The 22678-nt window shown below is 71.1% G+C and carries 23 protein-coding genes; 16 read left to right on the top strand and 7 right to left on the bottom strand.

The window, feature by feature from the left end:
- Window positions 1–59 precede the first annotated feature (59 nt).
- Window positions 60–1898, bottom strand: coding sequence for a CocE/NonD family hydrolase (locus tag BJ979_RS00165; RefSeq protein WP_179564031.1), 1839 nt, complete (start codon window positions 1896–1898; stop codon window positions 60–62).
- A 157-nt stretch (window positions 1899–2055) separates the two neighbouring features.
- On the opposite strand from BJ979_RS00165, the gene BJ979_RS00170 reads away from it, so the two are divergent.
- The gene (locus BJ979_RS00170; RefSeq protein WP_179564033.1) at window positions 2056–2814 is read left to right on the top strand and encodes a CPBP family intramembrane glutamic endopeptidase; all 759 of its coding nucleotides are present in this window, start codon (window positions 2056–2058) and stop codon (window positions 2812–2814) included.
- A 111-nt stretch (window positions 2815–2925) separates the two neighbouring features.
- On the opposite strand, the gene BJ979_RS00175 is transcribed toward BJ979_RS00170, so the two are convergent.
- On the bottom strand, window positions 2926–3324 hold the full coding sequence (locus BJ979_RS00175; RefSeq protein WP_179564035.1) for a hypothetical protein: 399 nt from the start codon (window positions 3322–3324) through the stop codon (window positions 2926–2928).
- Window positions 3325–3548: 224 nt separating this feature from the next.
- Complete coding sequence (locus tag BJ979_RS00180) at window positions 3549–6455, bottom strand: choice-of-anchor M domain-containing protein (RefSeq protein ID WP_179564037.1); 2907 nt, start codon at window positions 6453–6455, stop codon at window positions 3549–3551.
- Window positions 6456–6612: 157 nt separating this feature from the next.
- Here BJ979_RS00180 and BJ979_RS00185 point away from each other — a divergent pair, with 157 nt between their 5' ends.
- The 8 genes from BJ979_RS00185 (at window position 6613) to BJ979_RS00220 (ending at window position 15532) form a co-directional block, all read left to right on the top strand.
- Window positions 6613–7938 (top strand): ROK family transcriptional regulator, encoded by a 1326-nt coding sequence (locus BJ979_RS00185; protein ID WP_179564039.1) that lies wholly within the window; start codon window positions 6613–6615, stop codon window positions 7936–7938.
- A gap of 234 nt (window positions 7939–8172) precedes the next feature.
- On the top strand, window positions 8173–9552 hold the full coding sequence (locus BJ979_RS00190) for an extracellular solute-binding protein (RefSeq protein ID WP_179564046.1): 1380 nt from the start codon (window positions 8173–8175) through the stop codon (window positions 9550–9552).
- Entirely contained in the window at window positions 9549–10529 is a 981-nt protein-coding gene (locus BJ979_RS00195) for a carbohydrate ABC transporter permease (RefSeq protein WP_343046524.1), read from the top strand. Before BJ979_RS00190 ends, BJ979_RS00195 begins: the two co-directional genes overlap by 4 nt.
- Before the next feature lie 2 nt (window positions 10530–10531).
- The gene (locus tag BJ979_RS00200; RefSeq protein ID WP_179564048.1) at window positions 10532–11386 is read left to right on the top strand and encodes a carbohydrate ABC transporter permease; all 855 of its coding nucleotides are present in this window, start codon (window positions 10532–10534) and stop codon (window positions 11384–11386) included.
- A 7-nt stretch (window positions 11387–11393) separates the two neighbouring features.
- Complete coding sequence (locus BJ979_RS00205) at window positions 11394–12668, top strand: 6-phospho-beta-glucosidase (RefSeq protein WP_179564050.1); 1275 nt, start codon at window positions 11394–11396, stop codon at window positions 12666–12668.
- A complete protein-coding gene (locus BJ979_RS00210) occupies window positions 12656–13840 on the top strand; it encodes an N-acetylglucosamine kinase (protein ID WP_179564052.1) in 1185 nt (394 codons plus the stop codon). Before BJ979_RS00205 ends, BJ979_RS00210 begins: the two co-directional genes overlap by 13 nt.
- The gene (locus tag BJ979_RS00215; protein ID WP_179564054.1) at window positions 13837–14649 is read left to right on the top strand and encodes a chitosanase; all 813 of its coding nucleotides are present in this window, start codon (window positions 13837–13839) and stop codon (window positions 14647–14649) included. Before BJ979_RS00210 ends, BJ979_RS00215 begins: the two co-directional genes overlap by 4 nt.
- 178 nt (window positions 14650–14827) lie before the next feature.
- A complete protein-coding gene (locus tag BJ979_RS00220) occupies window positions 14828–15532 on the top strand; it encodes a Type 1 glutamine amidotransferase-like domain-containing protein (RefSeq protein ID WP_179564056.1) in 705 nt (234 codons plus the stop codon).
- 145 nt (window positions 15533–15677) lie between these two features.
- Here BJ979_RS00220 and BJ979_RS00225 read toward each other — a convergent pair whose 3' ends face one another.
- The gene (locus BJ979_RS00225; RefSeq protein WP_343046525.1) at window positions 15678–16598 is read right to left on the bottom strand and encodes an alpha/beta fold hydrolase; all 921 of its coding nucleotides are present in this window, start codon (window positions 16596–16598) and stop codon (window positions 15678–15680) included.
- A 115-nt stretch (window positions 16599–16713) separates the two neighbouring features.
- Here BJ979_RS00225 and BJ979_RS00230 point away from each other — a divergent pair, with 115 nt between their 5' ends.
- Window positions 16714–17289, top strand: coding sequence for a TetR/AcrR family transcriptional regulator (locus tag BJ979_RS00230; protein ID WP_179564060.1), 576 nt, complete (start codon window positions 16714–16716; stop codon window positions 17287–17289).
- A 38-nt stretch (window positions 17290–17327) separates the two neighbouring features.
- On the opposite strand, the gene BJ979_RS00235 is transcribed toward BJ979_RS00230, so the two are convergent.
- Window positions 17328–17903, bottom strand: a complete 576-nt coding sequence (locus tag BJ979_RS00235; protein WP_179564062.1) for a hypothetical protein — start codon at window positions 17901–17903, stop codon at window positions 17328–17330.
- Window positions 17904–18100: 197 nt separating this feature from the next.
- On the opposite strand from BJ979_RS00235, the gene BJ979_RS00240 reads away from it, so the two are divergent.
- The 4 genes from BJ979_RS00240 to BJ979_RS00255 all read left to right on the top strand — a co-directional run bounded on the left by BJ979_RS00240 (window position 18101) and on the right by BJ979_RS00255 (window position 20240).
- A complete protein-coding gene (locus tag BJ979_RS00240) occupies window positions 18101–18472 on the top strand; it encodes a cupin domain-containing protein (RefSeq protein WP_179564064.1) in 372 nt (123 codons plus the stop codon).
- 59 nt (window positions 18473–18531) lie between these two features.
- A complete protein-coding gene (locus BJ979_RS00245) occupies window positions 18532–19536 on the top strand; it encodes a zinc-binding dehydrogenase (RefSeq protein ID WP_179564066.1) in 1005 nt (334 codons plus the stop codon).
- Window positions 19537–19612: 76 nt separating this feature from the next.
- Window positions 19613–19900, top strand: coding sequence for a hypothetical protein (locus BJ979_RS00250; protein WP_179564068.1), 288 nt, complete (start codon window positions 19613–19615; stop codon window positions 19898–19900).
- A 31-nt stretch (window positions 19901–19931) separates the two neighbouring features.
- Complete coding sequence (locus tag BJ979_RS00255; protein WP_179564070.1) at window positions 19932–20240, top strand: DUF2277 domain-containing protein; 309 nt, start codon at window positions 19932–19934, stop codon at window positions 20238–20240.
- 24 nt (window positions 20241–20264) lie between these two features.
- Here the strand turns inward: BJ979_RS00255 and BJ979_RS00260 are convergent, their stop codons facing one another.
- A complete protein-coding gene (locus tag BJ979_RS00260; RefSeq protein WP_179564072.1) occupies window positions 20265–20744 on the bottom strand; it encodes a hypothetical protein in 480 nt (159 codons plus the stop codon).
- 72 nt (window positions 20745–20816) lie between these two features.
- Window positions 20817–21227 carry a RidA family protein gene (locus BJ979_RS00265; protein WP_179564074.1) on the bottom strand — a complete coding sequence of 137 codons (411 nt, stop codon included), beginning with the start codon at window positions 21225–21227 and terminating at the stop codon, window positions 20817–20819.
- 92 nt (window positions 21228–21319) lie between these two features.
- Between BJ979_RS00265 and BJ979_RS00270 the strand changes: the two genes are divergently transcribed.
- Entirely contained in the window at window positions 21320–21715 is a 396-nt protein-coding gene (locus BJ979_RS00270) for a winged helix-turn-helix transcriptional regulator (protein ID WP_179564076.1), read from the top strand.
- Window positions 21712–22623 (top strand): RNA polymerase sigma factor SigJ, encoded by a 912-nt coding sequence (gene sigJ / locus BJ979_RS00275; protein WP_179564078.1) that lies wholly within the window; start codon window positions 21712–21714, stop codon window positions 22621–22623. Before BJ979_RS00270 ends, sigJ begins: the two co-directional genes overlap by 4 nt.
- Window positions 22624–22678: the final 55 nt, after the last annotated feature.

The following is a 22678-nucleotide window of genomic DNA, read 5'->3' on the forward strand; positions in this document are numbered from 1 at the left end:
GATCCCTCGAGATCGACGCCCCGCCGGCATCCAGCCGATCGGCTCAGACCACCGCGCGGTCAGCCCCTCTCGGGCTTCGCCGGGGCATCCAGGCGGAAGTCCGCCCGCTGCGGCGACAGCTTCTCCGACTGCAGCAGCACGAAGCCCGGCAGGTAGAACGCCGGGTCACCCTGCGTGGGCACGTCGTCGGCCGGGTCATCGAACTGCAGGTGCAGCTTCGCGCCGGTGATGCGGATGCGCTCGCCGCTGGGGGTGTCGAGCCAGTCGTTGGTCAGGTGCAGATTGCCGCCGGCCGGGGCGACCGTGCCGATCTCGACCGCGAGTCGATGCCCCTTCGCGAGCAGCCAGTCGGTCGACCGCAGCTCGATCGACGTCTTTCCGGGGCGCAGGGCGCTCGCCTGCTCGTCGAACCACGTGGCGATGCCGTCGGGTGCGACGTCGTAGAGGCGCACGTAGGCATTGCCGTGCTGATCGGGCCGGAGGTCGATGCTCGGAGTGCCGGTGATGCGCGTCGGCGCCGACACGGGCTCCGACCAGGTCGAGAAGGAGTTGGCGCGGTCGCCGGTGCGGCCCTTGCCGTGCCAGGCGAGGCCGTCATCCACGTACCGTCCGTCGTCGAGGGTCACAGTCTGGGTGCGATCGACGACGGGCCAGGTCTTCTGGCCGCGCCAGGCGCCCGAGCTGTCCTGCACGGCGAAGGCGGGCACCTTCGTCGTGGGCTTCACGCCTTTCAGGTGCTCGTCGTAGAAGGCGAAGACCTCGTCGAACCAGCCGGCGCGGCCCATCTCGAGCGAACCGTCGGCGGCGACGTCGTCACCCTTCTTGTGATCCCACGGGCCGATCCAGCCGCGCTCGATGCCGCGGTGGTTCTCGAGGAACTCGGCCATCCCCTCGGCCTCGGTGTTCCACTCGGTCGTGCCCTGCGTCAGCAGGATGGGGGTGTCGGTGCCCTTGGCGCGCTCGGCGAAGTCGCGCTCGGCCCAGAACGCGGGGTCGGAGGAGCGCATGCTGTCGACGTAGCCGACCGAGCAGAAGGGATCGGTCTTCGCCGCCATCTGCTGGTAGTACGGGTCGTCGTCCGGCAGCCCGACACGACCGGCCGCCTCGGAGTAGAAGTTCGCGATGCTGACCTGCGTCGCGCGCGGGATGCCGCCGGAGGCGAGGTTGCGCTCGAGATCCCAGATCGGCTCCTGCGCGACGACCGCGCCGAGCTCGGGCAGCTTCAGGTTGTTGCCGATGAGCCCGGTGATCGCGTCGTACGACTTGCCGTACATGCCGACCCTGCCGGTCGACCACGACTGGGATGCGGCCCACTCGATCGCGGCCTTCACATCGGCGCGCTCCCCCGGTCCGCCGCCGTCCTGGCAGCCGGTCGAGCCACCGAAGTTGCGGGCGTCGACGAGCACGAGCGCGTAGCCGCGGTCGAACATGCCGCCGGCGGTGATGAGCTCCTGGAAGCGCGCCGACGGCCCGGCCGACGTGAACTCGTTCGCCGCGAGGGCGCCCGAGTGCGAGAAGTACGGCCCGACCGAGATGATCGGCGTCAGCTTCGCGTCGGCGGCGAGTCCCTCGGGCACGAGCACGTCGGCGTGCAGCTGGGTTCCGCTGTCGTCGGCGGAGGGGAAGTAGTGCTGCGTCCACGACGCCCCGGCGGGCACGCGGGCGTTCTCGGCGCTCGTCACGCCCTCGCCGACGGGCGGCGCGACGGGCGCGGGCGGCAGCGGGTCGGTGTCGGCGGCGTCAGCGGCGGCGGATGCCGTGGCCGGCGATCCTGCCGGCGCGGTTCTCTGCGCTCCCGCCGTCGGCGCGTCCTGCGCCAGCGCGGGCGCGCTCGCGAGCGCGCCCGACGCGATCAGCGCCAGTGCGGCAACGGGGGCGATCAGTCGTCTCGTCCTCATGGGTCGTCTCCCTCTCCGGGCCGCGCCGGGATGTGGCGCGGGCCTCGACATCGACGTTTCCCTCTGACGCGCGGCGCCGGTAGTGACGTGGTGTCACTCCTGCACGTGGCATCCGAGCACTGCCGCCGGGGGCGGGCCGAGCGACAGGCTCGAATGCATGACCTCACCCGATACACCGCGACCCACGAGCACCGCGACCGCGTCGGATGCCGACGCGCAGCGCCACCCCGCCGGCCGGATGAACGGCCGCCCGACTCGCCCCGGCTGGCCCGAGATCCTCGCCGCCGCCGCCGTCTACGTTCTCGTGTTCTGGCTGGCGCCGCCGGCGATCCTGGCGGTCACCGGCGACTCGGAAGCCGTCACCGGTCTGGCGCTCGCGGCGCTCTCGGGCGTGATGGGACTGCTCGCCTTCGCGGCCGCGGCCGTCATCCGCCTGCGCAGCTGGAGCGCCCTCGGCGTGCGCCGGGTGAGCGGGCGCTGGGTGCTGATCGCCGTCGGCGCCGGTCTCGGCGCCGTGCTGATCGGACGACTGCTCGCGATCGCGATCGTGCCGCTCGTCGGCACCGGCGGCGACGTGCAGGGCTCCTACGGCGCCGCCGCGACCTCCGGCCCGCTCGGTCTCGTGCTGCAGCTGCTCTTCATCGCCGTGCTCACCCCGATCGGCGAGGAGTTCGCGTTCCGCGGTGTGCTGACGAACGCCCTGCAGCGCTACGGCGCCGTGCTGAGCGTCATCGCGAGCACGATCGTCTTCGCGCTGGCGCACGGCGTGAACCTCGCGCTCGTCCCGGCCGTCGCGGTCGGCGCCGTCAGCGGCGTGCTGTTCGTGCGGTCGAAGTCGGTGTGGCCGGGCGTGATCGTGCACGCGGTCAACAACGCCGTCGGCACGGGGCTCACGCTGCTGTTCGCGGGGGCGTGAGCGTCGGGCGGGCGACCACGGCTGCCGGCGAGATGGCGAAGGGCGGCCCCGCGGATGCAGGAGCCGCCCTTCGGCGTGAGTCGATGCGCTGCAGCGCGCAGCGACGCGCGCTCAGCGGCGCCCGCGCCGGAAGAACTCGTTCGCCCCGCCCACGTAGGCCAGCACGATCGCGAGCACGTAGAACGCGAGCGTGAACCACGAGGTGCCCTCGCCGTTCGAGCCGTTGCCGATCGCGCCGATGATCGCGAGCACGCCGATGATGGTGAGCAGGATGCGCGCCCAGTTGCGCCCCTGCGCGAACTTCACGAGCACGGCGATCTGCACGACCGCGATCACGAGGGCGACGACGGCGCCGACGAGGAGGAATCCGGTCGCGCCCGATCCCCCGACCGCGGCGGCGGCCCCCGAGGCGCCGAGCCCGATGAAGGCGATGATCGCGCCGACGATGCCGAGGATGGCGGCCAGCACCCAGAGGATGAGCGAGGCGGTGACGGTTCCGGGGCGGTTCATGGGTGCTCCTTCACGGGCAGCGACGACGGGGTGCGGCACGGCCCGAGGCGAAGGTAGTCGCGCGGCGCCGCTCACCCGCGTCTCGCCCAGGCCTCACCCAGGAAGGCCGCCTCGGCACAGACCGCAGCCCCGGCCGTCGCTCGACGGCCGGGGCTCCGGTGCGATCGCGGCCCGATTCGGCGCGGTCGCGATCAGTGCGTCATCGCCGTGTCATCACTGCGCCGTCACTGCGCGCTGCCGCCGAGGCGACGACGACGCGCGACGATCACGGCGGCCGCTCCCGCGAGCAGGAGCAGCAGTGCCGCGGCGAGGTACGGCGAGGCGGTGACGCCGGTGGCCGCGAGGGCCGCACGGTCGGCTTCCGTCGCGATCGCCTGCTCGGCAGCGGCGGGCGTGGCCGCGACCTGCAGGGCCGCCCAGCCGACGAGCGCGCCGGCGGCGTCGAACACCGCGAGACGGTGCGCGCCGGCGGGGGTGGATGCCGGGATCGTCACGGCGAGACGGCCGTCGGCGTTCGCGGCGGTCCAGTCGCCGCCGAGCAGCTGCGGCGTCGAGAACAGCCAGACGGCGTTCCAGCTGCCCGCGGCCTTCGCCCCGAGGTCGATCGTGACGGTCGAGCCGGCAGCGACGTTCGACGCCGACAGCGTCACGCCGCCCGCATCCACGCCGTCGAGCTCGGCTCCCGTGCGCGCGACCGGAGTCGCCCCGGGCTTGCGCTGGCCGTCGAGCACGGTCAGCGTGACAGGCTGCGACTCGGCGACGACCGCGTGGTCGTCACCGTAGAGGCGGGCGATGACCCGGGCGCCGGCGTCGACCGCGGCGACCGTGTGCTTCAGCGTCGCCGCGGTGCTCGATCCGGGAACGACCGTGTAGTCGGCGTCGCCGACGCGCTGGATGAACCAGTGCCAGTGGTCGAGCTCGGTCGTCGGCTCGGCGGTCACAGCGAGCTCCGCCGTGTCGCCCGGGTAGTAGCCGTCGGCGGCGAGCCCGCCGATGCTGAGCTTCGGCGCGACCGGCTGACCGGGCGCCGCATCCACCTTCAGCACGACCGGCGTCGACTCGGCGAGCACGGCGTGGTCGTGATCGAAGAGGCGGATGACCAGTGACGCGCCGTCCTCGGCGGCCGTGACGGGCAGCGAGAGCGTCGACTCGCGCGACTGGTCGACCCAGACGTAGTCGGCGGCGCCCGCCTTCTTGAGGTACCAGTGGTAGTGCTCATCGCTGGTCTGCGGATTCTGCGCGGAGGTGAACTGCGCCGCGTCGCCCACCGCGTAGGCGGCCTTGTCGGCGGTGACCGTGAGCACGGTCGTCGCGGGCAGCTGGGTCACCTTCAGCGTGAAGGGCTTCGACTCGGCGTGGATGCGCGTGCCGTCGAGCAGGCGCACGGCGTACTGCGTGCCGTTCAGCGCGAGGGTCGGCTTGACGCTGAAGTCGGCCTTCGTCGCGCCGGCGATCGGCGTGAACTCGGCAGCGGCGGGCGCCTTCGAGACCCACTGGTAGGTGCTGAGGGCGGTCGCGGGCGTCTGCTTGGTGGTGAACTTCGCCGTCTGACCGATCTTGTAGTCGGTCTTGTCGGCGATGAGCTCGAGCTCGGTATCGGGCGTCTCGGCCGTGTGTCCGACCGTGAGCAGCAGCGGCTGCGACTCGGTGTAGACGCTGCCGTCGTCGCCGACGACACGGGCGATCACGGTGGCGCCGTCGAGGTCGGGAGTCGCGGTGAATTCGGCGTCAGCGCTGGTCTGGCCGTCGATGACGGTCGGCTCGACCGCATCGGCGCGCTGCACGAGCCACTGCCAGCGGCTCAGCACCGTCGCCGGGTCGTGCGCGCCGCTGAGGCGGATGGGCGCATCCACCGCGTAGCTCGCGGCGAGTCCCGAGACGACGATCGTGCGAGCGGGCGCCTGACCGTGGTCGTCGACCTCGATCGTGCGCGGCTCGGAGACGGCGACATCGGCGCCGCCGTGCACGAGCACGACGCGCACCCGGGCGTCGGCGAGCGCGGGCTCGACCGTCAGCTGCAGCGTGGCGGCGGTTCCGTCGACCGCGGCGAAGTCGTTCTGGTCGGCGCGCTGGATCTCCCAGCGGTAGCTGGAGTCGGCCGCGGCATCCGTCGCCGTCGCCGTCAGATCGACGGGGTGGCCGCTGTGGTAGTGAGCCGACAGCGGGGCGAGCTCGACCTTCGGCTGGGCCGGCGCGGCGGTGATCGCGATGGCGAAGGGCGCCGATTCCGCGATCACGGCGTGGTCGTCGCCGTAGAGGCGGGCGATGAGCTCGTGGCCGTCGAGGTCGGCGGCGGCGGTCAGGGCGAGGGACGAGGTGGCCTGGCCGGGAACGACGGCCCATTCACCACCCGGCGCACGGCTGAACCAGTGCCAGTGGTCGTGGCTTGACGGCGGTGCGACGGTCGCGGTCAGCGAGATCTGCTCGTCCGCGGTGTAGCTGGTCTTGCCGCCGCTCAGCGTCACGGTCGTCGGCTGCGGCTCGGTGTCGCCGACCTCGAAGCTGTAGACGTGCGTGTCGCTCGCGATCGACTTCGTGCCGTCGGCGTTCTTCGCCGAGGCGGCGACGGTCAGCTGGTAGCTGCCCGCCTTCGTGAAGGTCCACTGCGCGTGGCTGTGCGTGGGTTTCGGCACGTGGATGCTGCCGGGCAGCTGGGTGCTTCCGCCCTCGAGCAGCGGGGTCACCGCCCCGAAGGAGCCGAGACCGTAGAGGAAGACGTCGCCGGGACCCTCGACCTTCGCGATGTCGATCGTGACATCTGAGTAGGCGGCGCCCTGGGTGCCGCTGGTGTCCCAGCCCGGCCAGATCAGGTCGGCGTTCTGGCTGAGCGGGAGCACGTAGCCGCTGGGTGCGCCGGGGTAGCCGGCCGGCAGCTGGTCGGTGTACGCCGATTGCTTGACCTTGAGCACCACGTCTTCAGGCACGTGCTTCACGTGGCTGCCGGTCACGTCCTCCTGCAGGGCGAGCGAGAGGGCGTCGCCGGTGGCGCTGACGGCGAAGGCGTCGATGTGACCGCTGTCGAGCGCGAGCGGCCCGGCGGCGAGCGCGGCGGTCGGGGTGAGCAGCGATCCGGCGAGAGCGGCGAGACCGACGGCACCCCCGATCAGCCGCGGGGTTCGGGTGAGGGGCATGGTGACCTTTCGGTGTCCGGCTCGTTATCGATAACGAGTCTCATTTCGATCGAGCCTAGCCTGCGTTACGGGTGTCGCCGAGCGGCGGAGACGCGGTGACGCCGCAAAACCAGAAACAACCCTTTCCATAAACAAGGTTGGCTGTTACTGTCGCCGCATGAGCGACGGAGCGCAGACGCCGATGCCGGGCCAGCCCGGCCAGCCCCGCCTGCTGCGCCAGCTCAATGACCGCACCGCGCTCACCCTGCTGCTCGACCGCGGGCCCCTCAGCCGCAACGAGATCGCGAGCCTCACCGGACTCAGCAAGCCGACGGCCGCCGAGATCATCCGCCGGCTCGAGACCGCGGGCGTCATCACCGAGGTCGACGCCGCCTCCCCCAGTGGGCGCCGCGGACCCAACGCTGCGCTCTACGCCGTCGACGTCAGCTCGACGATCGCCGTCGCGATCGACATCCAGTTGGTGGATGTGCGCTCCACCGTCGTCGACGCGACCGGCGCCGCGCATCCCCTCGTCGCCTACCGCATGTCACCCGACGAGGCCCGCGCCGACGCCGCCGAGATCATCGAGGCCGCGATCGCGCGCGCCGCCGACGCTGCCGGGATCGATCCAGAGAGTGTCACCGCCGCCGCGGTGGGCGTGCAGGCCTCGGTCGACCACGCCAGCGACAGTCTGATCTTCACCGACGTGCCGGGCGGCTGGCCGCGCGACCGCGTCGCCGAGACCCTGTCGAGCGCCCTCGGACTGCGGGTCGTGCTCGAGAACGACGCGAACCTCGCCGCGATCGCCGAGCGCCGCATCGGCGTCGGCCGCGCGAGCAGCTCGTTCGCGCTGTTCTGGGTCGCCGAGGGCATCGGGCTCGCCCTCGACATCGGCGGGCGCGTGCACTCGGGCGCCTCGGGCGCCGCGGGCGAGACCGGCTACCTCAGCGTTCCGCGCGACGCCCTCGCGCTCGAGCCCGGCGCCGACACGGTCGCCGACCTGATCAGCGAGGATGCGGTCGTGCGGCTCGCGCTCGCCCACGACGTGATCGCGAACGCGTCCGCTGCCGCGGCGGCCACGGGCCATTTCCCGACCCCCGACCACGACGCCTGGCTGGCGGTGCTGGAGCGGATGCCGCACCTGGAGGAGCGGCATCCCTTCTTGCTCGCGCTCGGCGAGCGCCTCGGCCACAACGTGCTGCCCGCGCTCGCGGTGGCCGACCCCGAGACGGTCATCGTGCACGGACCCGTCGGCGTCGCCGGCGGTGCCGCACTCGCCGCCGCGACCACGGCCTGGCTGCGCACGCGCACCCGCTGGTCGACCGCGGTCGTCGCGCCCGGAGTCGAGGTCGCGCCGGCGCTGCGCGGCGCCGGCTTCGTGCTCGTCGACCTCGTGCGCGAGGCGCTCGTGGCCCGCGCGACCGACGGCGAGTCGGCCGCGACCGCATCGGCAACGCCGACAGCACCGACAGCACCGACAGCACCTACGAGCTCGACCGGCTAGAGCGACCGCCGCGCCCCACCAGACACCGAGCTCCACCGCTTCACCCCGCAACCGCACCACCGCACCACCGCCGCGTGATCCTCCCGGCGGCCTCGGTCGCGCCTTCTCGGCGCGCCCGGACCGCGCACCGCCCCACCAGCACCACCCCACCAGCACCGCCCCACCAGCACCGCCGCACCAGCACCGCCGCACCAGCACATCCACCACAGCTCCCCCGACGAAAGCGAGACCGAGATGCCCGCACGCAGCGCCACCCCCGCCCGCCGCTCCGCATCCCCGCACCGCCCGCGCACCCCGCGCCGGCTCGTCGCGGCCCTCGCGCTGGCCGCGGCCACCGCGACCCTCATCGCCGGCTGCACCTCGGGCGGCGGCAGCGGCACGATCGACAAGACCGCCCCGACGCACCTGAAGGGCACCGTCTCGCTCTGGCACTTCTTCACCGACCGCGAGGCGAAGGTCGTGCAGACCGCGATCGACGGCTTCGAGAAGGCGAACCCGGATGTGACGGTCACGATCCACGCCGGGCAAGACGACGAGAAGCTGCAGAAGGCGATCTCGTCGGGCCAGTCGATCGACGTCGGCCTCTCGTACACGACCGCGATCGTCGGCAGCTTCTGCTCGTCGGGCGCGTTCCGCGACCTCGGGCCCTATGTGAAGCGCGACAAGGTCGACCTGAACGACATCCCGAAGGCCGAGCGCGACTACACCGAGTACCAGGGCACACGCTGCACGCTGCCGGTGCTCGCCGACGTCAGCGCGCTCATGTACAACAAGGCCCAGTTCGCGGCCGCCGGCATCACCGAGCCGCCGAAGACCCTCGACGAGCTGAAGGCGGATGCGCTGAAGCTCACCACCTACAACGCCGACGGCTCGATCAAGACGCTCGGCTTCAATCCGCTCATCGACTTCTACGAGAACTCGCCCGAGCACTGGTCGCCGATGATCGACGGGCAGTGGCTCGCGAAAGACGGCAGCAGCCTGATCGGCAAGTCCGGGGGCTGGAAGAAGCTGCTGACCTGGCAGAAGGACTTCGTCGACGAGATCGGCTACGACAAGCTGCGCAGCTTCACCTCGGGTCTCGGTCAGGAGTTCTCGGCTGACAACGCCTTCCAGACCGGGCAGGTCGCGATGCAGATCGACGGCGAGTACCGCAGCGCGTTCATCGCCGACCAGGCGCCCGACCTCGACTACGGCACCGCCCCGACGCCGGTGCTCGACGGCGTCGGCCACTACGGCGCGAGCTACGTGGCGGGCAACGTCGCCGGCATCGCGAAGGGGTCGAAGAACCCCGAGCTGGCCTGGGCGCTGCTGAAGTACCTCGCGACCGACACCGACACTCAGGTCGCGCTCGCGAACGGGCTCAAGAACACGCCGACGCTGACCTCGGCGCTCACCTCGTCGAAGCTCGAGGTAGATGAGAACTACCGCACCTTCATCGACGCGGCCGCGAACGAGCACACGATCACCTCACCGGCGACAACCGACGGCGCCGCCTACCTGAAGACGTTCCAGGATGCGTGGAACGACTACCAGGAGCACGGCGGCGACCTGACGAAGATCCTCAAGAAGGTCGACGCCGACATCGACGCCGCGAACCAGCTGGCGGGACCGTGAGCTCGGCGACGATCGCCGGCGGGGCAGCGCCAGCGCCTCGCCGGCGCCGCACGAGCCCCGACGCCCGGCGCCGCCGCGTCGCGCTGGTCATGCTCGCGCCCGCGCTGCTCGGCCTCGCGATCTTCTTCGTCTACCCGCTGATCGCGTCGATCGTCTACTCCTTCACCCGCTACAACCAGCTGCAGGATCCCCAGTTCGTCGGTCTGCTCAACTACCGCTTTCTGTTCACGCAGGATCCGCAGATCGCGGCGGCGGCGACGAACACGCTCTGGTTCGTCGTCATCCTGGTTCCGGTGCGCATCGTGTTCGCGCTGCTGGTCGCGGGGCTGCTCGCCCGAGCGCGCGCGGCGAGCGGGTTCTGGCGCACCCTGTTCTACCTGCCGGCGCTCGTGCCGCCGGTCGCGAGCGTGGTCGCCTTCGTGTTCCTGTTCAACCCGGGAACCGGACCGGTTAACCAGATCCTGCGCGCCGTCGGCATCCAGGGCCCGCTGTGGTTCAACGACCCGAACTGGTCGAAGCCGTCGCTCGTCATCCTCGGCGTCTGGGTCATGGGCGACATGATGATCATCTTCCTGGCGGCCTTGCTCGAGGTTCCTCGCGACCTCTACGAGGCGGCGTCGCTGGATGGCGCGAACGGCATCCAGCAGGTGCGGCACATCACGCTGCCGACGATCTCGCCGGTGATCGGCTTCTCGGTCGTGACCGGCGTGATCGCGGCGCTGCAGTACTTCACCGAGGCGGCCGTCGCGTCGGGGGTCGCGTCGGGCAAGGCCACGGTCGGCGGCGGCACCGGCTCGGGGCTCGGCTATCCGGGCACCTCGCTGCTCACCTACACGCAGCTGCTCTACACGCGCGGCTTCACGAGCTTCCAGTTCGGCTACGCCTCGGCGATGGCCGTGGTGCTCTTCGTCATCACAGCCGTGCTGCTCGTGCTGACGATGCGCCGCATCTCGATCTTCCGCGCCGAGGAGAGCTGACGATGAGCGTCTCCATCGGACTGAACCCTCGACGCCCCTCGCGCCTCCTCACCTGGATCGCCGAGCACACCCTGCTCGTGACGATCGGCGTGCTCACGATCGCCCCCATCGTGTTCGTGATCTCGACCTCGCTCATGAGCAGCAAGCAGGCGCTCACCGCGACGCTCGTGCCGAACCCGGTCGACTTCTCCAGCTACATCCGCGTCTTCACCGAGCTGCCGCTCGGTCAATGGTTCGGCAATGCGGCGCTCTACGCCGTGCTCGCGACCGTGTTCATGCTCGTCTCGAGCGTGCCGGCGGCGTACGCGCTGGCGCAGATCCGCTTCCGGGGCGCGAACCTCATCTTCACGGCGATCATCGTCGCGATGCTTCTGCCGCCGCAGGTGACCGCCGTGCCCGTCTACGTGCTGTGGTCGCAGCTGCACCTGACCGGCACGCTGTGGCCGCTCATCCTGCCGAACCTGCTCGGCGACGCGTTCAGCATCTTCCTGCTGCGGCAGTTCTTCCTCACGATCCCCAAGGAGTACGGGGATGCCGCCCGCCTCGACGGCGCCGGCGAGTGGGGCGTGCTGACCCGGGTGGTCGTGCCGATGGCGCGGCCCGGCATCGCCTCGGCCGCGATCTTCCTGTTCTTCCACTCGTGGAACGACTACTACGGCCCACTGCTCTACACGTCAGAGAACCCGGCCGCCTGGCCGGTCAGCTACGGGCTCGCGACGTTCCGCGGGCAGCACGGCACCGACTGGTCGATGACGATGGCGATGACCGTCGTGATCATGATCCCGGTGGTCGTCATCTTCTTCTTCGCACAGAAGGCATTCGTCGAGGGCATCGCGCTCACCGGCGTGAAGGGATAGCACCAGCATGAAACTCGCTGTCGTCGGTGGCGGATCCACATACACCCCCGAGCTCGTGGACGGCTTCGCGCGCCTGCGCGACCAGCTGCCGATCGACGAGCTCTGGCTCATCGACCCCGATCCGCGGCGCCGCGAGCTCGTCGGCGGGGTGGCTCAGCGGATGTTCGCCCACGCCGGCCACCCCGGCACGATCCACGTCACCGATGACCTGGTCACGGGGGTCTCGGATGCCGACGCGGTCATGTTCCAGCTGCGCATCGGCGGGCAGGATGCGCGCCAGCAGGACGAGACCTGGCCGCACGAGGTCTGCTGCATCGGTCAGGAGACGACCGGCCCCGGCGGCTTCGCGAAGGCGCTGCGCACCGTGCCGGTCATCCTCGAGGCGGCGGAGCTCGTGCGGAGGCACGCGAAGCCCGACGCCTGGATCGTCGACTTCACGAACCCGGTCGGCATCGTCACCCGGGCGCTGCTGGAGGCGGGCCATCGCGCCGTCGGGCTCTGCAACGTCGCGATCGGCTTCCAGCGCCGCTTCGCCGGCCAGTTCGGGGTCGCGCCCGACCGCATCCGCCTCGACCACGTCGGCCTCAACCACCTCACGTGGGAGCGCGGCGTGCACCTGCGCGGCGACGACGGCAGCGAGCGCGACGTGCTGCCGGAGCTGCTCGGCGCGCGTCTCGACGAGACGGCCGAGAGCGTCGAGATGTCGCCGACGCTGCTGCGCCTGCAGCAGGCCGTGCCCTCCTACTACCTGCGCTACTTCTACGACCACGACCTCGTGCTCGACGAGCAGAAGCACTCGCGCACCCGCGCCGAGGCCGTGCGCGAGACCGAGAACGCCCTGCTCGCGCGCTACGCCGACCCGGCCGTGGTCGAGAAGCCGGCCGAGCTCGAGCAGCGCGGCGGCGCGTACTACTCCGAGGCCGCGATCGACGTCATCTCGTCGATCCTCGGCGACAAGGGCGACGTGCAGGCGCTGAACGTGCGCAACGACGGCGTCTTCGACTTCCTGCCCGACGACCACGTGATCGAGGTGCCCGCACGGGTGACACGCGACGCGATCACCGCGCTGCCGGTCGCTCCGCTGGATGCCGACATGGCCGGCCTCGTCGCCCATGTCGCCGGCTACGAGCGGCTCGCGCTCGAGGCGGCCGTGCACGGCGGACGCGACCGGGTGCTGCGGGCGATGTGGGCGCATCCGCTCGTCGGCCAGGTCGATCGGGCCGAGAAGCTGACCGACCTGCTGCTCGCCGCGAACAAGGATCTGCTGCCGTGGGCGCGGTGAGCGCTCCGTCGCCGGCCGACGGCCCGCTGCCGATCGTGCTCGCCGTCGACGGCGGCGGGTCGAAGACGGATGTCGTGGCGATCGACCTCGACGGCCGCGTCGTCGGACACGCCCGCGGCGACGGCACGAACCCGCAGACGAAGACCTGGGCGTCGTCGCGTCCGACGCTGGATGCGCTGCGCTCGGCCGCGCTGACGGCGGCGGCCGGCGACGTGGTCGGCCTCGACGAGCGCCGCATCGTCGCCACCCACGTCTACCTCGCCGGGCTCGATCTCGCCGAGGAGCTCGACGAGGGAGCCCGGGAGCTCGCCCACTGGTCGAACGCCGACGGCTCCCCCGCCGTGGTCGACAACGACCTGTTCGCGTTGCTGCGCTCGGGCACGCTCTCGCCCGACGCCGCCGTGGTCGTCTGCGGCACCGGCATCAACGCCCTCGCCGTGCGCGTCGACGGGGCGACCGCGCGCTTCCCCGCGCTCGGCGACATCTCGGGCGACTGGGGCGGCGGCTCGTACCTCGGCAACCGCGCGCTCTGGCACGCGGCCCGCGCCGCCGACGGACGCGGCCCGGCGACGAGTCTGGTGGATGCGGTCCCCGCCGCCCTCGGGCTCGCCTCGGTGAGCGCGGTCACCGAGGCCTTCCACTTCGGACGCCTGCCCGGCGAGGCGATCAATCGGCTCAGCCCGGTGCTGCTCACCGCGGCGAGCGCCGGCGACGAGGTCGCCCGCGGCGTCGTCGATCAGCAGGCCGACGAGATCGTGCTCATGGCGACCGTCGCGCTGCGCCGGCTCGGACTGCTCGAGAAGGACGTGCCCGTCGTGCTGGGCGGCGGCGTGCTCGCCGCGCAGCATCCGCTGCTCACGGCCCGCATCGTGAGCGAGCTGGCCCGACTCGCGCCGCACGCGACGCCGACCTGGGTCACCGCCCCGCCGATGCTCGGTGCCGGGCTCGCCGCGCTCGAGGCCGCCGGCGCCGCACCCGAGGCGCTCGCGCGGTTCGAGCGCGAGGTCGCGGCGGGACTGCCGGCCGGCGCGGCGCGACCCTCCGCATCCGGCGCCTCTGCATCCGCACCCGAGTCACCCCACCCCACGACTCCCCACCCCGCAGCACCCCAACCCGACACGACGACCTCCGCGGCGCCCGCCGCGGGGACGAGAGAGAGGGAACAGGTATGAGGAAGCGCATCATCAGCGCGGCGGCCCTGGCCGCCGGGGCCGCGATCGCGGTCGTCATCGGGGGCGTCGTCGCGGCGCCGTCGCTCGCGGCCGGCTCCGACCTGGCGAGTCCGGAGAAGAAGGAGATCGCGATGCAGCTGGTCTCCAGCGCCGAGAACTCGTCGCTCGACTGGAAGGCGCAGTACGCCTACCTGGAGGACATCGGCGACGGCCGCGGCTACACGGGCGGCATCATCGGCTTCACCTCGGGCACGCACGACATGCTCGAACTGGTGCAGTACTACGCCTCCGTCGCGCCCGGCAATCCGCTGGAGCCGTTCATTCCGGCGCTGATCGACGTCGACGGCAGCGACTCGCACGCCGGACTCGGGGCGCCGTTCGAGGCCGCGTGGGCGTCGGCAGCCCACGACCCGGCGTTCACCGCCGCGCAGGACCACGAACGCGACCGCGTCTACTTCGACCCGGCCGTGAACCAGGGCAAGGCCGACGGACTCGGCGCGCTGGGCCAGTTCATCTACTACGACGCGATCGTGATGCACGGGCCGGGTTCGCAGGCCCTCGCCTTCGGCGGCATCCGCGCGACGGCGCTGCAGCACGCGACCCCGCCGTCGCAGGGCGGCGACGAGACGGCGTACCTGGATGCCTTCCTCGACGCCCGCGCGGATGCGATGCGCGCCGAGGAGGCGCACTCCAACACCGGACGCGTCGACGGAATGCAGCGCAAGTTCCTGCGCGAGGGCAACCTCGACCTGCACACCCCGCTGCAGTGGAGCGTCTACACGCCCGACGACACCTACGAGATCAGCTGATCCCGCCCGCCTGCGTCGGCTGACCTGAACTGACCTAGCAAGCCAGCCAATCGATCGGTCGCAAACTGTCGCTTGAACCACTCACGAGGCGACAGTTTGCGACCGATCACCTCTGTGGCCGGCTCTCGTCGGCGCCCAGCCCTTCCGCTCAGCGCGGCCGCCTGCGACCATGCCGTGCATGCGCCTGATGCTCTGCTCCGGACTCGTGCACGAGGGGCCGACGCTCGACGCTCTCGTCGGCCTGCTCGGCAAGCCGATCGCGGAATCCCGCATCGTCGTCGTGATCGACGCGATGCTGCCGTTCCCGGGCGACAAGTCGACGATGCTCGGGCACCTCGATGAGCTGAAGGCGCTGGGATGGGCCGAGCTCGATATCCTCACCCTGTTCTCGGGCCCGAGTTCGGGCATCGAGCAGCGGCTGCGCGACGCGGACGTGATCTTCGGCTACGGCGGCACGAACCACTGGCTCGCGCACGCCTGGCGCGCCTCGGGCCTCGCGCCGGTGCTGCGCGAGCTGCTCGACGAGAAGGTCTACGTCGGCTTCAGCGCCGGATCGATGATCTTCTCGCGCCGGCACGCGGAGGTCGTCGATGCTTTCGACGATCACGAGGAGGTGCGGATGCTCGGCCTCGACCAGATCGACGGCGGCGTCGGCCCTGCGCTGCCGCTCGTCGACTGGATGCTGCTGCCGCATCTCGGCGCCGACTTCTTCCCGCACGCGACCGACGAGTGGGCGGCGGAGGCGGCAGCGAAGTTCCCGGTGCCGCTGTGGTTCCTCGATGACGATTCGGCGCTGATCGTGCGCGATCCGGATACCGACCCCGAGCCGGTGGGCGGCCACTGGCTGCGCTTCGCCGACGGCGAGCTGGTCGACGCGCACTGAAGCGCGCGACGCTCGCATCCGGCGCCGACACCGCGCCGCACACAGCGAGGTCCGGCCGCCCGGGGTGCGGATCGCCCCGAGCGGCCGGATCTATTGGGCGGCGCCGACCGGATCAGCCGGCACCGCCCATTCGCCCCGACGAACCTCAGCCGAGCTTGCGCGCGAGGAAGTCGTGGATGAGCGGGAAGACCTCGCTCGCCCGGTCTTCGAGCAGGAAGTGGCCGCTGTCGAAGAGGTGGAACTCGATGTCGGTCAGGTCGCGCTTGTAGGGGTGCGCACCGTCGGCCGGGAAGATCACGTCGTTCTCGCCCCAGACGACCAGGGTCGGCGGCTGCTTCGCGCGCAGCCACTCCTGCACGGCCGGGTACAGGCCCGGGTTGGTGCCGTAGTCGAGGAAGTAGTCCATCTGGATCTCGTCGTTGCCCCGGCGGTCGAGCTGGGCCTGGTCGGCGATCCAGTTGTCGGGCGAGATGCGCTCGGGGTGACCCATCCCGTCGGTGTACTGGAAGCGCGTCGCGTCGATCTTCACGAGGTCGCGCAGCGCATCCCGGTTCTCGCTGCTGGGGTCGGCCCAGTAGCGCTTGATCGGCACCCAGAAGTCGTTGTCGAGTCCCTCGTCGTAGGCGTTGCCGTTCTGCACGATGAGGGCGGTGATCGCGTCGGGGTCGGCGAGGGCGAGACGCCAGGCGGTCGGGGCGCCGTAGTCGAAGACGTTGACGGCGTAGCGGGTGATGCCGAGCTTCGTCAGCAGCTTGCGCACCGCGTCCGCCGCACTGTCGAAGCTGTAGTCGAAGTCGGCGTGCGCGGGTGCGGCGCTCTGGCCGTAGCCGGGCAGGTCGGGCGCGATCACGTGGAAGCGGTCGGCCAGATACGGGATCAGGTTGCGGAACATGTGCGACGACGTCGGGAAGCCGTGCAGCAGCAGCACGACGGGCGCGTCGGCGGGGCCGGCCTCGCGGTAGAAGATCTCGAGTCCGTCGAGGTCGGCGGTCTTGTACTCGACGACGGGGTACGCGGGTGCGGTGCTCGGCGCGGCGCTGGTCGGCGCGGTGGATGCGATGGTCACGGGGTTCTCCTTGTGGGTTCGTGTCGTGCTGTCGTGTGTTCGGTGTGCGCGCATCCATCACCATACATACCTCTAGGTATGTTGCAAACCTGGAGGTAGGTTTAGGCTGTCGATCATGGACAGCAGGCAGAAGATCGTCGACTCCGCGAAGCAGATGTTCTGGCGGCACGGCTACTCGACGACCAGCCCGCGCCAGGTGATGGCCGACTCGGGCGTCGGGCAGGGCAGCTTCTACCACCACTTCCCCGCGAAATCCGATCTGGGTCGCGAGGTGGTGGATGCCAACGGCCGCGAGCTGCTCGACGGCTTCCGCGCCGACATGGCCGCCGCGGGCACGGGCGCGACGGGCCGCGACCGCCTGGCCGTGTTCCTGAAGTCGACCGGCGACGCCCTCGCCGGCTGCCGCATCGGCGGCTTCGCCTACGACGCGGGCGTGATCGCCGAGCCGACCCTGCACGCCGCGCTCGGCTCCGCGTTCGCCAACGTCGCCGAGCTGATCGAGCAGACCGTGCGCGAGGGCCAGGCCGATGGATCCCTGCGTGCGGACCTCGACCCCGCCGCGACCGCCGCCGCGCTCATGTCCGTCGTCGAGGGCGCCTTCGTGCTCGCCCGCGCCTCCGGATCCCAGTCGACCGCCGACACCGCCGTCGCGGGCGCGCTCGCGCTGCTCGCCCCGCCGGCGGCCGGCTGAGCCCGCCTACGCGTGCGAGCACGCGGGTGCGGATCAGCTCACAGACCCGATTCGACGAAGATCACGCCCGACGCGACCTGTGACGCGATGCGCCAGACTCCGCCCGCGATCTTGTCGGCGGGCACGCTCACGATGACCGACGTGCTCATCTCGGCCAGAGGCGGGTACACGTCGTCAGCGCCCGAAAGCAATGCGGGAACGGAGAGCCAGTCGATCGAGGCGTCGTCCGCGGAGCTGTACGACGAACCATCGGCAGCCACGTACGACACCGCCAGGCTCGCCGCCGGCGAGGTTCCCGCCTCGCACTGCTCGGCTCCGCTGTACTCGCGGCATGCGTCCCAATCGATTCCGAGATGCAGCGGAAGCTCGATGTAGCCCTGGCGAACGAGAGTCGCGCCGGATGCGCCGATCTTCCACATCGACTTGTCCGAATACTTGGCCTCCCGTCCGATCGCCAGCGGATTGGCGCGCGAGCCCTCCGCCTCGGTCGGCTGAGCGCTCGCGGAAGTGGAAGCGGAAGGTTTGATCGGCGCCGAAGTCGGCCCCGACGTGCACGCGGAAAGCGCGAGAAGGACAGCAGCGGCGGCGACAGTCGCGACGATGGCTCGATTCACTGCTTGAGCGTATTTCGACGACTGTCGCGCAGGAGACCACTCCTCGCCCCCAAGGCGAGGGGCGACAGAGCGGTCTCCATGTGTGCCAAGTACATCCGACTGGCCTGCACGTGCCGCGCGCGCATCCACCAGGCTCGGTGGTGAACGACTGCGCCGCCGAACCAGGGCGGCGCACCGGCCACGACGAGAGGATGCGCATGAGCGACGGGATCGATCTGGCGACGCTGGCGACGGGACTCGACGAGTTCTGGTCGCAGCAGGTGGTGGCGAGCGCGAACGGCAGCCTGTTCAAGGTCGCCAAGGGCATCGGCGAGGTCGAGTGGCACCAGCACGACGACCAGGACGAGGTCTTCCTCGTGTTGACCGGCGAACTCATCGTTCGGCTGCGCGACCCCGAGGAGCGCGCGGTTCCGCTGAAGCCGGGCCAGCTCTTCGTCGTGCCGCAGGGCGTGCAGCACGCGCCCGTCGCCGCCGACGAGGCGAGCTTCCTCATCATCGGCCGCAGCATCACGTCGACCGCCGAGGGCGGCAAGCCCGCTTGGAGCGAGGCCGGCGGCGCGCCCGCCTGATCTCGCATCCAGGGTCGGGGAGTTGGATGGGCGGTGCCCTGAGAATCACGAGGAGCCCCATGCGCGCCATCACCCACGACCGTTTCGCTGAGCCCGACGAGGTGCTCGAGGTCACCGAGCGTCCGACGCCCGAGCCGGGCCCCGGCCAGGTGCGCGTGCGGACGCTGCTCGCGACGATCCACAACCATGACCTGTGGACCGTGCGCGGCACCTACGGCTTCAAGCCCGAGCTGCCTGCCGGGTCGGGCACCGAGGCGGTCGGCGTGATCGAGGCGCTCGGCGAGGGCGTGACCGGGCTCGCGGTCGGCCAGCGCGTCGCCGCGGGCGGTGTGTTCGGCGTCTGGGCCGAGCAGTTCCTGGCCCCGACGAAGGCGCTCATCCCCGTCGACGACGCTCTGCCTGACGAGGCCGCCGCGCAGCTCGTCGCGATGCCGTTCAGCGCGATCAGCCTGCTGCACTCGCTCGACCTGAAGGCGGGCGACTGGCTCATCCAGAACGCCGCGAACGGTGCCGTCGGGCGGATGGTGGCGCAGATCGCGGCCGACCGCGGCATCCACGTCGTCGGGCTCGTGCGCCGCGCCGCCGCCGTCGACGAGCTCGCGGCCCAGGGCATCACGGGCATCGTCGCGACCGACGGCGGCGCGGCCGACGGCTCGGGCAGCCCCGACGACTGGCGCGACCGCGTCGCCGCACTCACCGGCGGCGCCCCGATCGCCGCCGCGGTCGACTCGGTCGGCGGCGAGTCGACATCGGACCTGGTCTCGGTGCTCGGCGACGACGGCCACCTGGTCGTGTTCGGCGCGATGGATGCCGACAAGGTCGCTCTGCCGACGGGTCCGATCATCTTCCGGCAGCTGACGATCTCCGGATTCTGGGGCAGCCGCGTCAGCCGCGACATGGATCCCGCCGTCCGCGGACAGCTGTTCGGCGACCTGGGCCGGCTCATCGCCGAGGGCAAGCTGACTCTGCCGGTCGCGGCGATCCATCCGCTGGAGGAGATCCGGGATGCGGTGCGCGCGACCTTCACTCCGGGTCGCGTCGGCAAGGTGCTGCTGCGCCCCTGACCGCCGCAGGGTCGCAGCGACAGCGCCGCGACGAACCCAGCCCGCCGCGGCCCGCCGCCGTGATGGAATCTCAGTCATGGCGGTCTCGTTCACGTTCCCGGTCGGCGTCACCGAGGTGCATCAGGTCGGCGTGGAGATGGTCGGCCTGCGGCACAAGGTCACGATCAGCATCGACGGCACGCCCGTGCTGAAGACCGACGGCAACCTCGGGATCGTGATGCCCAACGTCTTCGACGTCGAGGTCGGCCTGCAGGAGCGGCACATGGTGTCGGTGCGGTTCATCGCGCAGCAGCCGATCGACGGCGGGGCGTCGTACATCGACGTGTTCGTCGACGGACGCTTCGCCTTCCGTCAGGGCTGGTGACACCACCGCGGGCCGGGGCTACCCTCGCGGCATGTGCCGCAACATCCGCTGCCTTAATAACTTCGAGCCGCCGACGACCGACGACGAGGTGCGCGAGGCGGCGCTGCAGTTCGTGCGCAAGGTGAGCGGATCGACGCATCCCTCTCGAGCGAACACGCCCGCCTTCGAAGCGGCGATCGACGAGATCGCTCTCGCCACGCGGCGGATGCTCGACCAGCTCGTCACGAACACCGCGCCGAAGACGCGCGAGGCCGAGGCGATCAAGGGTCGCGCCCGTCACGAGAAGCGGATGGAGCGCGAGGTGCGCATCCGCACCGGCTCTGAGGCGGCCTCGGCGTGAACCGCCTCGACAGCCGAGACGGTCTTAGCTCGCGTCCGACTCCGTGCCGGATGCGCCTGGATCACTGTTGAGCACGACTACGGCGATCGCCAAGGCGGCAACGACTCCAGTCCCCGCGAGCTGGAGCAATGAAAGTATGAACTTCTTGTTCTCGCTGTCTTTCGCGTTCATGCGAGTCGCGGTGTTCTCGAGCTTCTCGTTGAGCGCCGCACGCTCCTCCGCGCTGAGGTTCTCAATACGCAGCTGTTCGGCGTAAACCTCGGCGACGAACTTCTCCTGCCCCGCTACTGCCGCCTGACTTTCCGCGTTGGACTTCGACGCATCCCCATGAAGCTTTGCGAAGACGTCTGCTCCGCGCCCCAGAAGCCTTGAAAGCTCCGGGAACACCTTCATCGCCAGGTCCTTCGGGACGCCGACGCCCGAAGTGAGGAACTGCAGAAAGCCCGACTGCGACAGCGCCTTGCCGACGTCGCCTCGTTCCGGGCTCGGCTCACTCACGCTCATGATTGCGAGGCTAGCTCGCTCCAACGACAAACGGCGCGACCGGCCCGCACGCCGCTCGCCGCTCGCCGCTCGCTAGGCGAGCACCGCATCCACCTCGAGCTCGACCAGGGCATCGGGCTCGAAGAGGGCCTGCACGCCGATGAGCGTGATCGGCGGCAGCGGCTCGGGCAGCGCGAGCTCCGCGGCGACCGCCGCGAGGCCGGCGCCGAAAGCCGCGCTCTTCGCCGGCGACCAGTCGACGATGTAGAAGCGCAGGCGCGTGACGTCGGCGAAGGTCGCCCCGGCTCCCGCGAGCCCTCGGCCGGCGCTGCGCAGCACGTGCGCGATCTGGCCCGCGAGGTCGCCGGTCGCGACGTGCCCGCCGGCGCCATCACGGGCGACCTGGCCGGCCATCTGGATGAGGCGCGAGCCCGTGCCGATGGCGACGTGGTGATACGGAACCGGCTGGAACATCCCCTCGGGCGTGATCAGTTCGACGGTCATGGCAGTCTCCTTCCGGGGTGCACGTCGGGGTACGCACCCAGTACCCCAGGGATACCTGGTGCACGAAGGGAACTTCAACGAGACTAGGTGTCATGAAGCACACCGGCTCGCCCGACGCCGCCCTGCTCGACGTGACCGCGCCGCAGCGCGAGCTGCTCGACCAGGTGCTCGACAAGTGGTCGTTGCAGGTGCTCGATCAGCTCTGCGGGCGTCCGCTGCGGTTCAACGAGCTGCGCCGCGTCATCCCCGACGTCGGGCAGAAGTCGCTCACCGCGACGCTGCGCCGCCTCGAGCGCAACGGCATGATCGAGCGCGTCGTGCTCGCCGCGCGCCCCGTCGCGGTCGAGTACCGCATCTCGCCGATCGGCGACAGCCTCAACGAGCTGGTGGATGCGCTGCTGCAGTGGACGAGCACCACCCTCCCCCACGTCGAAGCCGCCCGCGAGCGCTACGACGGAGCGACCGACACCGAGGCTGCCCGGGCATGACGCACGCCCTCGCCGACGTGATCGCCGAGCGCCGGCGACTGGTCGCCATCGGCTACCGGATGCTCGGCACCCTCGCCGAGGCCGAGGACGCCGTGCAGGAGACCTACGCCCGCTGGTACCGGCTCGACGAGGCCGAACGGGCGGCCGTGCGGGTTCCCGCGGCCTGGCTGACTCGCGTGATGAGCCGGGTGTGCCTGGATGTGCTCGGCTCCGCCCGCGCGCGACGCGAGCGCTACGTGGGCGAGTGGCTGCCCGAGCCGGTGCCCGCCGACCTCTTCAGCGGGATCTCGACATCCACCTCGCCGGAGGCCGCTCGCGATCCGCTCGACCGGGTCACCCTCGACGAGCAGGTCAGCACGGCGCTGCTCATCGTGATGGAGAGCATGACCCCGGCCGAGCGCGTGGCGTTCGTGCTGCACGACGTGTTCGCGGTGCCGTTCGACGAGATCGCCGAGACCGTCGGGCGCAGCAGCGCCGCCGTGCGCCAGCTCGCCTCGTCGGCGCGACGCCGCGTGCGCGACGAGGGCACGATCGTGCGCGAGCGTCACGAACACGATCGCGTCGTCGCGGCCTTCAGCGCGGCGTGCGCGAGCGGTGACCTCGACGCGCTGATGCGGATTCTCGACCCGACGGTGGTGCTGCGCTCCGACGGCGGCGGCATCGTCTCGGCGGCGCGGCGGCCGGTCATCGGCGCCGACAACGTCGCCCGCTTCCTGCTCGGACTGGTCGCGAAGCGCAGCGACCTCACGGTCGACTTCCGGCGCACGGGCGACGGCACGGCGCTCATCCTGCTCGACGGCGGCCAGCTGCTCGGCCTGGCTAACCTCCGCGTGCACGACGGCCTGGTCACCGACGTCTGGATGCAGCTGAACCCCGAGAAGCTCACGGCCTGGTCAATGGACGACTGACCTCGTCGCCGGCCTCACATTCCGCGAGCCCGCATCGTCATCCCTTCGGGTCGGC

The organism is Schumannella luteola, assembly GCF_013408685.1.
Lineage (GTDB): Bacteria > Actinomycetota > Actinomycetes > Actinomycetales > Microbacteriaceae > Schumannella > Schumannella luteola.

Bases quoted from the DNA above. Each gene is read 5' to 3' on its own strand.
- BJ979_RS00180 (WP_179564037.1), bottom strand. From the start codon at position 6,455: ATGCCCCTCACCCGAACCCCGCGGCTGATCGGGGGTGCCGTCGGTCTC.
- BJ979_RS00265 (WP_179564074.1), bottom strand. From the start codon at position 21,227: ATGACCGTCGAACTGATCACGCCCGAGGGGATGTTCCAGCCGGTTCCG.
- sigJ (WP_179564078.1), top strand. From the start codon at position 21,712: ATGACGCACGCCCTCGCCGACGTGATCGCCGAGCGCCGGCGACTGGTC.
- BJ979_RS00165 (WP_179564031.1), bottom strand. From the start codon at position 1,898: ATGAGGACGAGACGACTGATCGCCCCCGTTGCCGCACTGGCGCTGATC.
- BJ979_RS00205 (WP_179564050.1), top strand. From the start codon at position 11,394: ATGAAACTCGCTGTCGTCGGTGGCGGATCCACATACACCCCCGAGCTC.
- BJ979_RS00170 (WP_179564033.1), top strand. From the start codon at position 2,056: ATGACCTCACCCGATACACCGCGACCCACGAGCACCGCGACCGCGTCG.
- BJ979_RS00220 (WP_179564056.1), top strand. From the start codon at position 14,828: ATGCGCCTGATGCTCTGCTCCGGACTCGTGCACGAGGGGCCGACGCTC.
- BJ979_RS00175 (WP_179564035.1), bottom strand. From the start codon at position 3,324: ATGAACCGCCCCGGAACCGTCACCGCCTCGCTCATCCTCTGGGTGCTG.
- BJ979_RS00215 (WP_179564054.1), top strand. From the start codon at position 13,837: ATGAGGAAGCGCATCATCAGCGCGGCGGCCCTGGCCGCCGGGGCCGCG.
- BJ979_RS00185 (WP_179564039.1), top strand. From the start codon at position 6,613: ATGAGCGACGGAGCGCAGACGCCGATGCCGGGCCAGCCCGGCCAGCCC.
- BJ979_RS00270 (WP_179564076.1), top strand. From the start codon at position 21,320: ATGAAGCACACCGGCTCGCCCGACGCCGCCCTGCTCGACGTGACCGCG.
- BJ979_RS00255 (WP_179564070.1), top strand. From the start codon at position 19,932: ATGTGCCGCAACATCCGCTGCCTTAATAACTTCGAGCCGCCGACGACC.
- BJ979_RS00200 (WP_179564048.1), top strand. From the start codon at position 10,532: ATGAGCGTCTCCATCGGACTGAACCCTCGACGCCCCTCGCGCCTCCTC.
- BJ979_RS00240 (WP_179564064.1), top strand. From the start codon at position 18,101: ATGAGCGACGGGATCGATCTGGCGACGCTGGCGACGGGACTCGACGAG.
- BJ979_RS00250 (WP_179564068.1), top strand. From the start codon at position 19,613: ATGGCGGTCTCGTTCACGTTCCCGGTCGGCGTCACCGAGGTGCATCAG.
- BJ979_RS00230 (WP_179564060.1), top strand. From the start codon at position 16,714: ATGGACAGCAGGCAGAAGATCGTCGACTCCGCGAAGCAGATGTTCTGG.
- BJ979_RS00260 (WP_179564072.1), bottom strand. From the start codon at position 20,744: ATGAGCGTGAGTGAGCCGAGCCCGGAACGAGGCGACGTCGGCAAGGCG.
- BJ979_RS00190 (WP_179564046.1), top strand. From the start codon at position 8,173: ATGCCCGCACGCAGCGCCACCCCCGCCCGCCGCTCCGCATCCCCGCAC.
- BJ979_RS00245 (WP_179564066.1), top strand. From the start codon at position 18,532: ATGCGCGCCATCACCCACGACCGTTTCGCTGAGCCCGACGAGGTGCTC.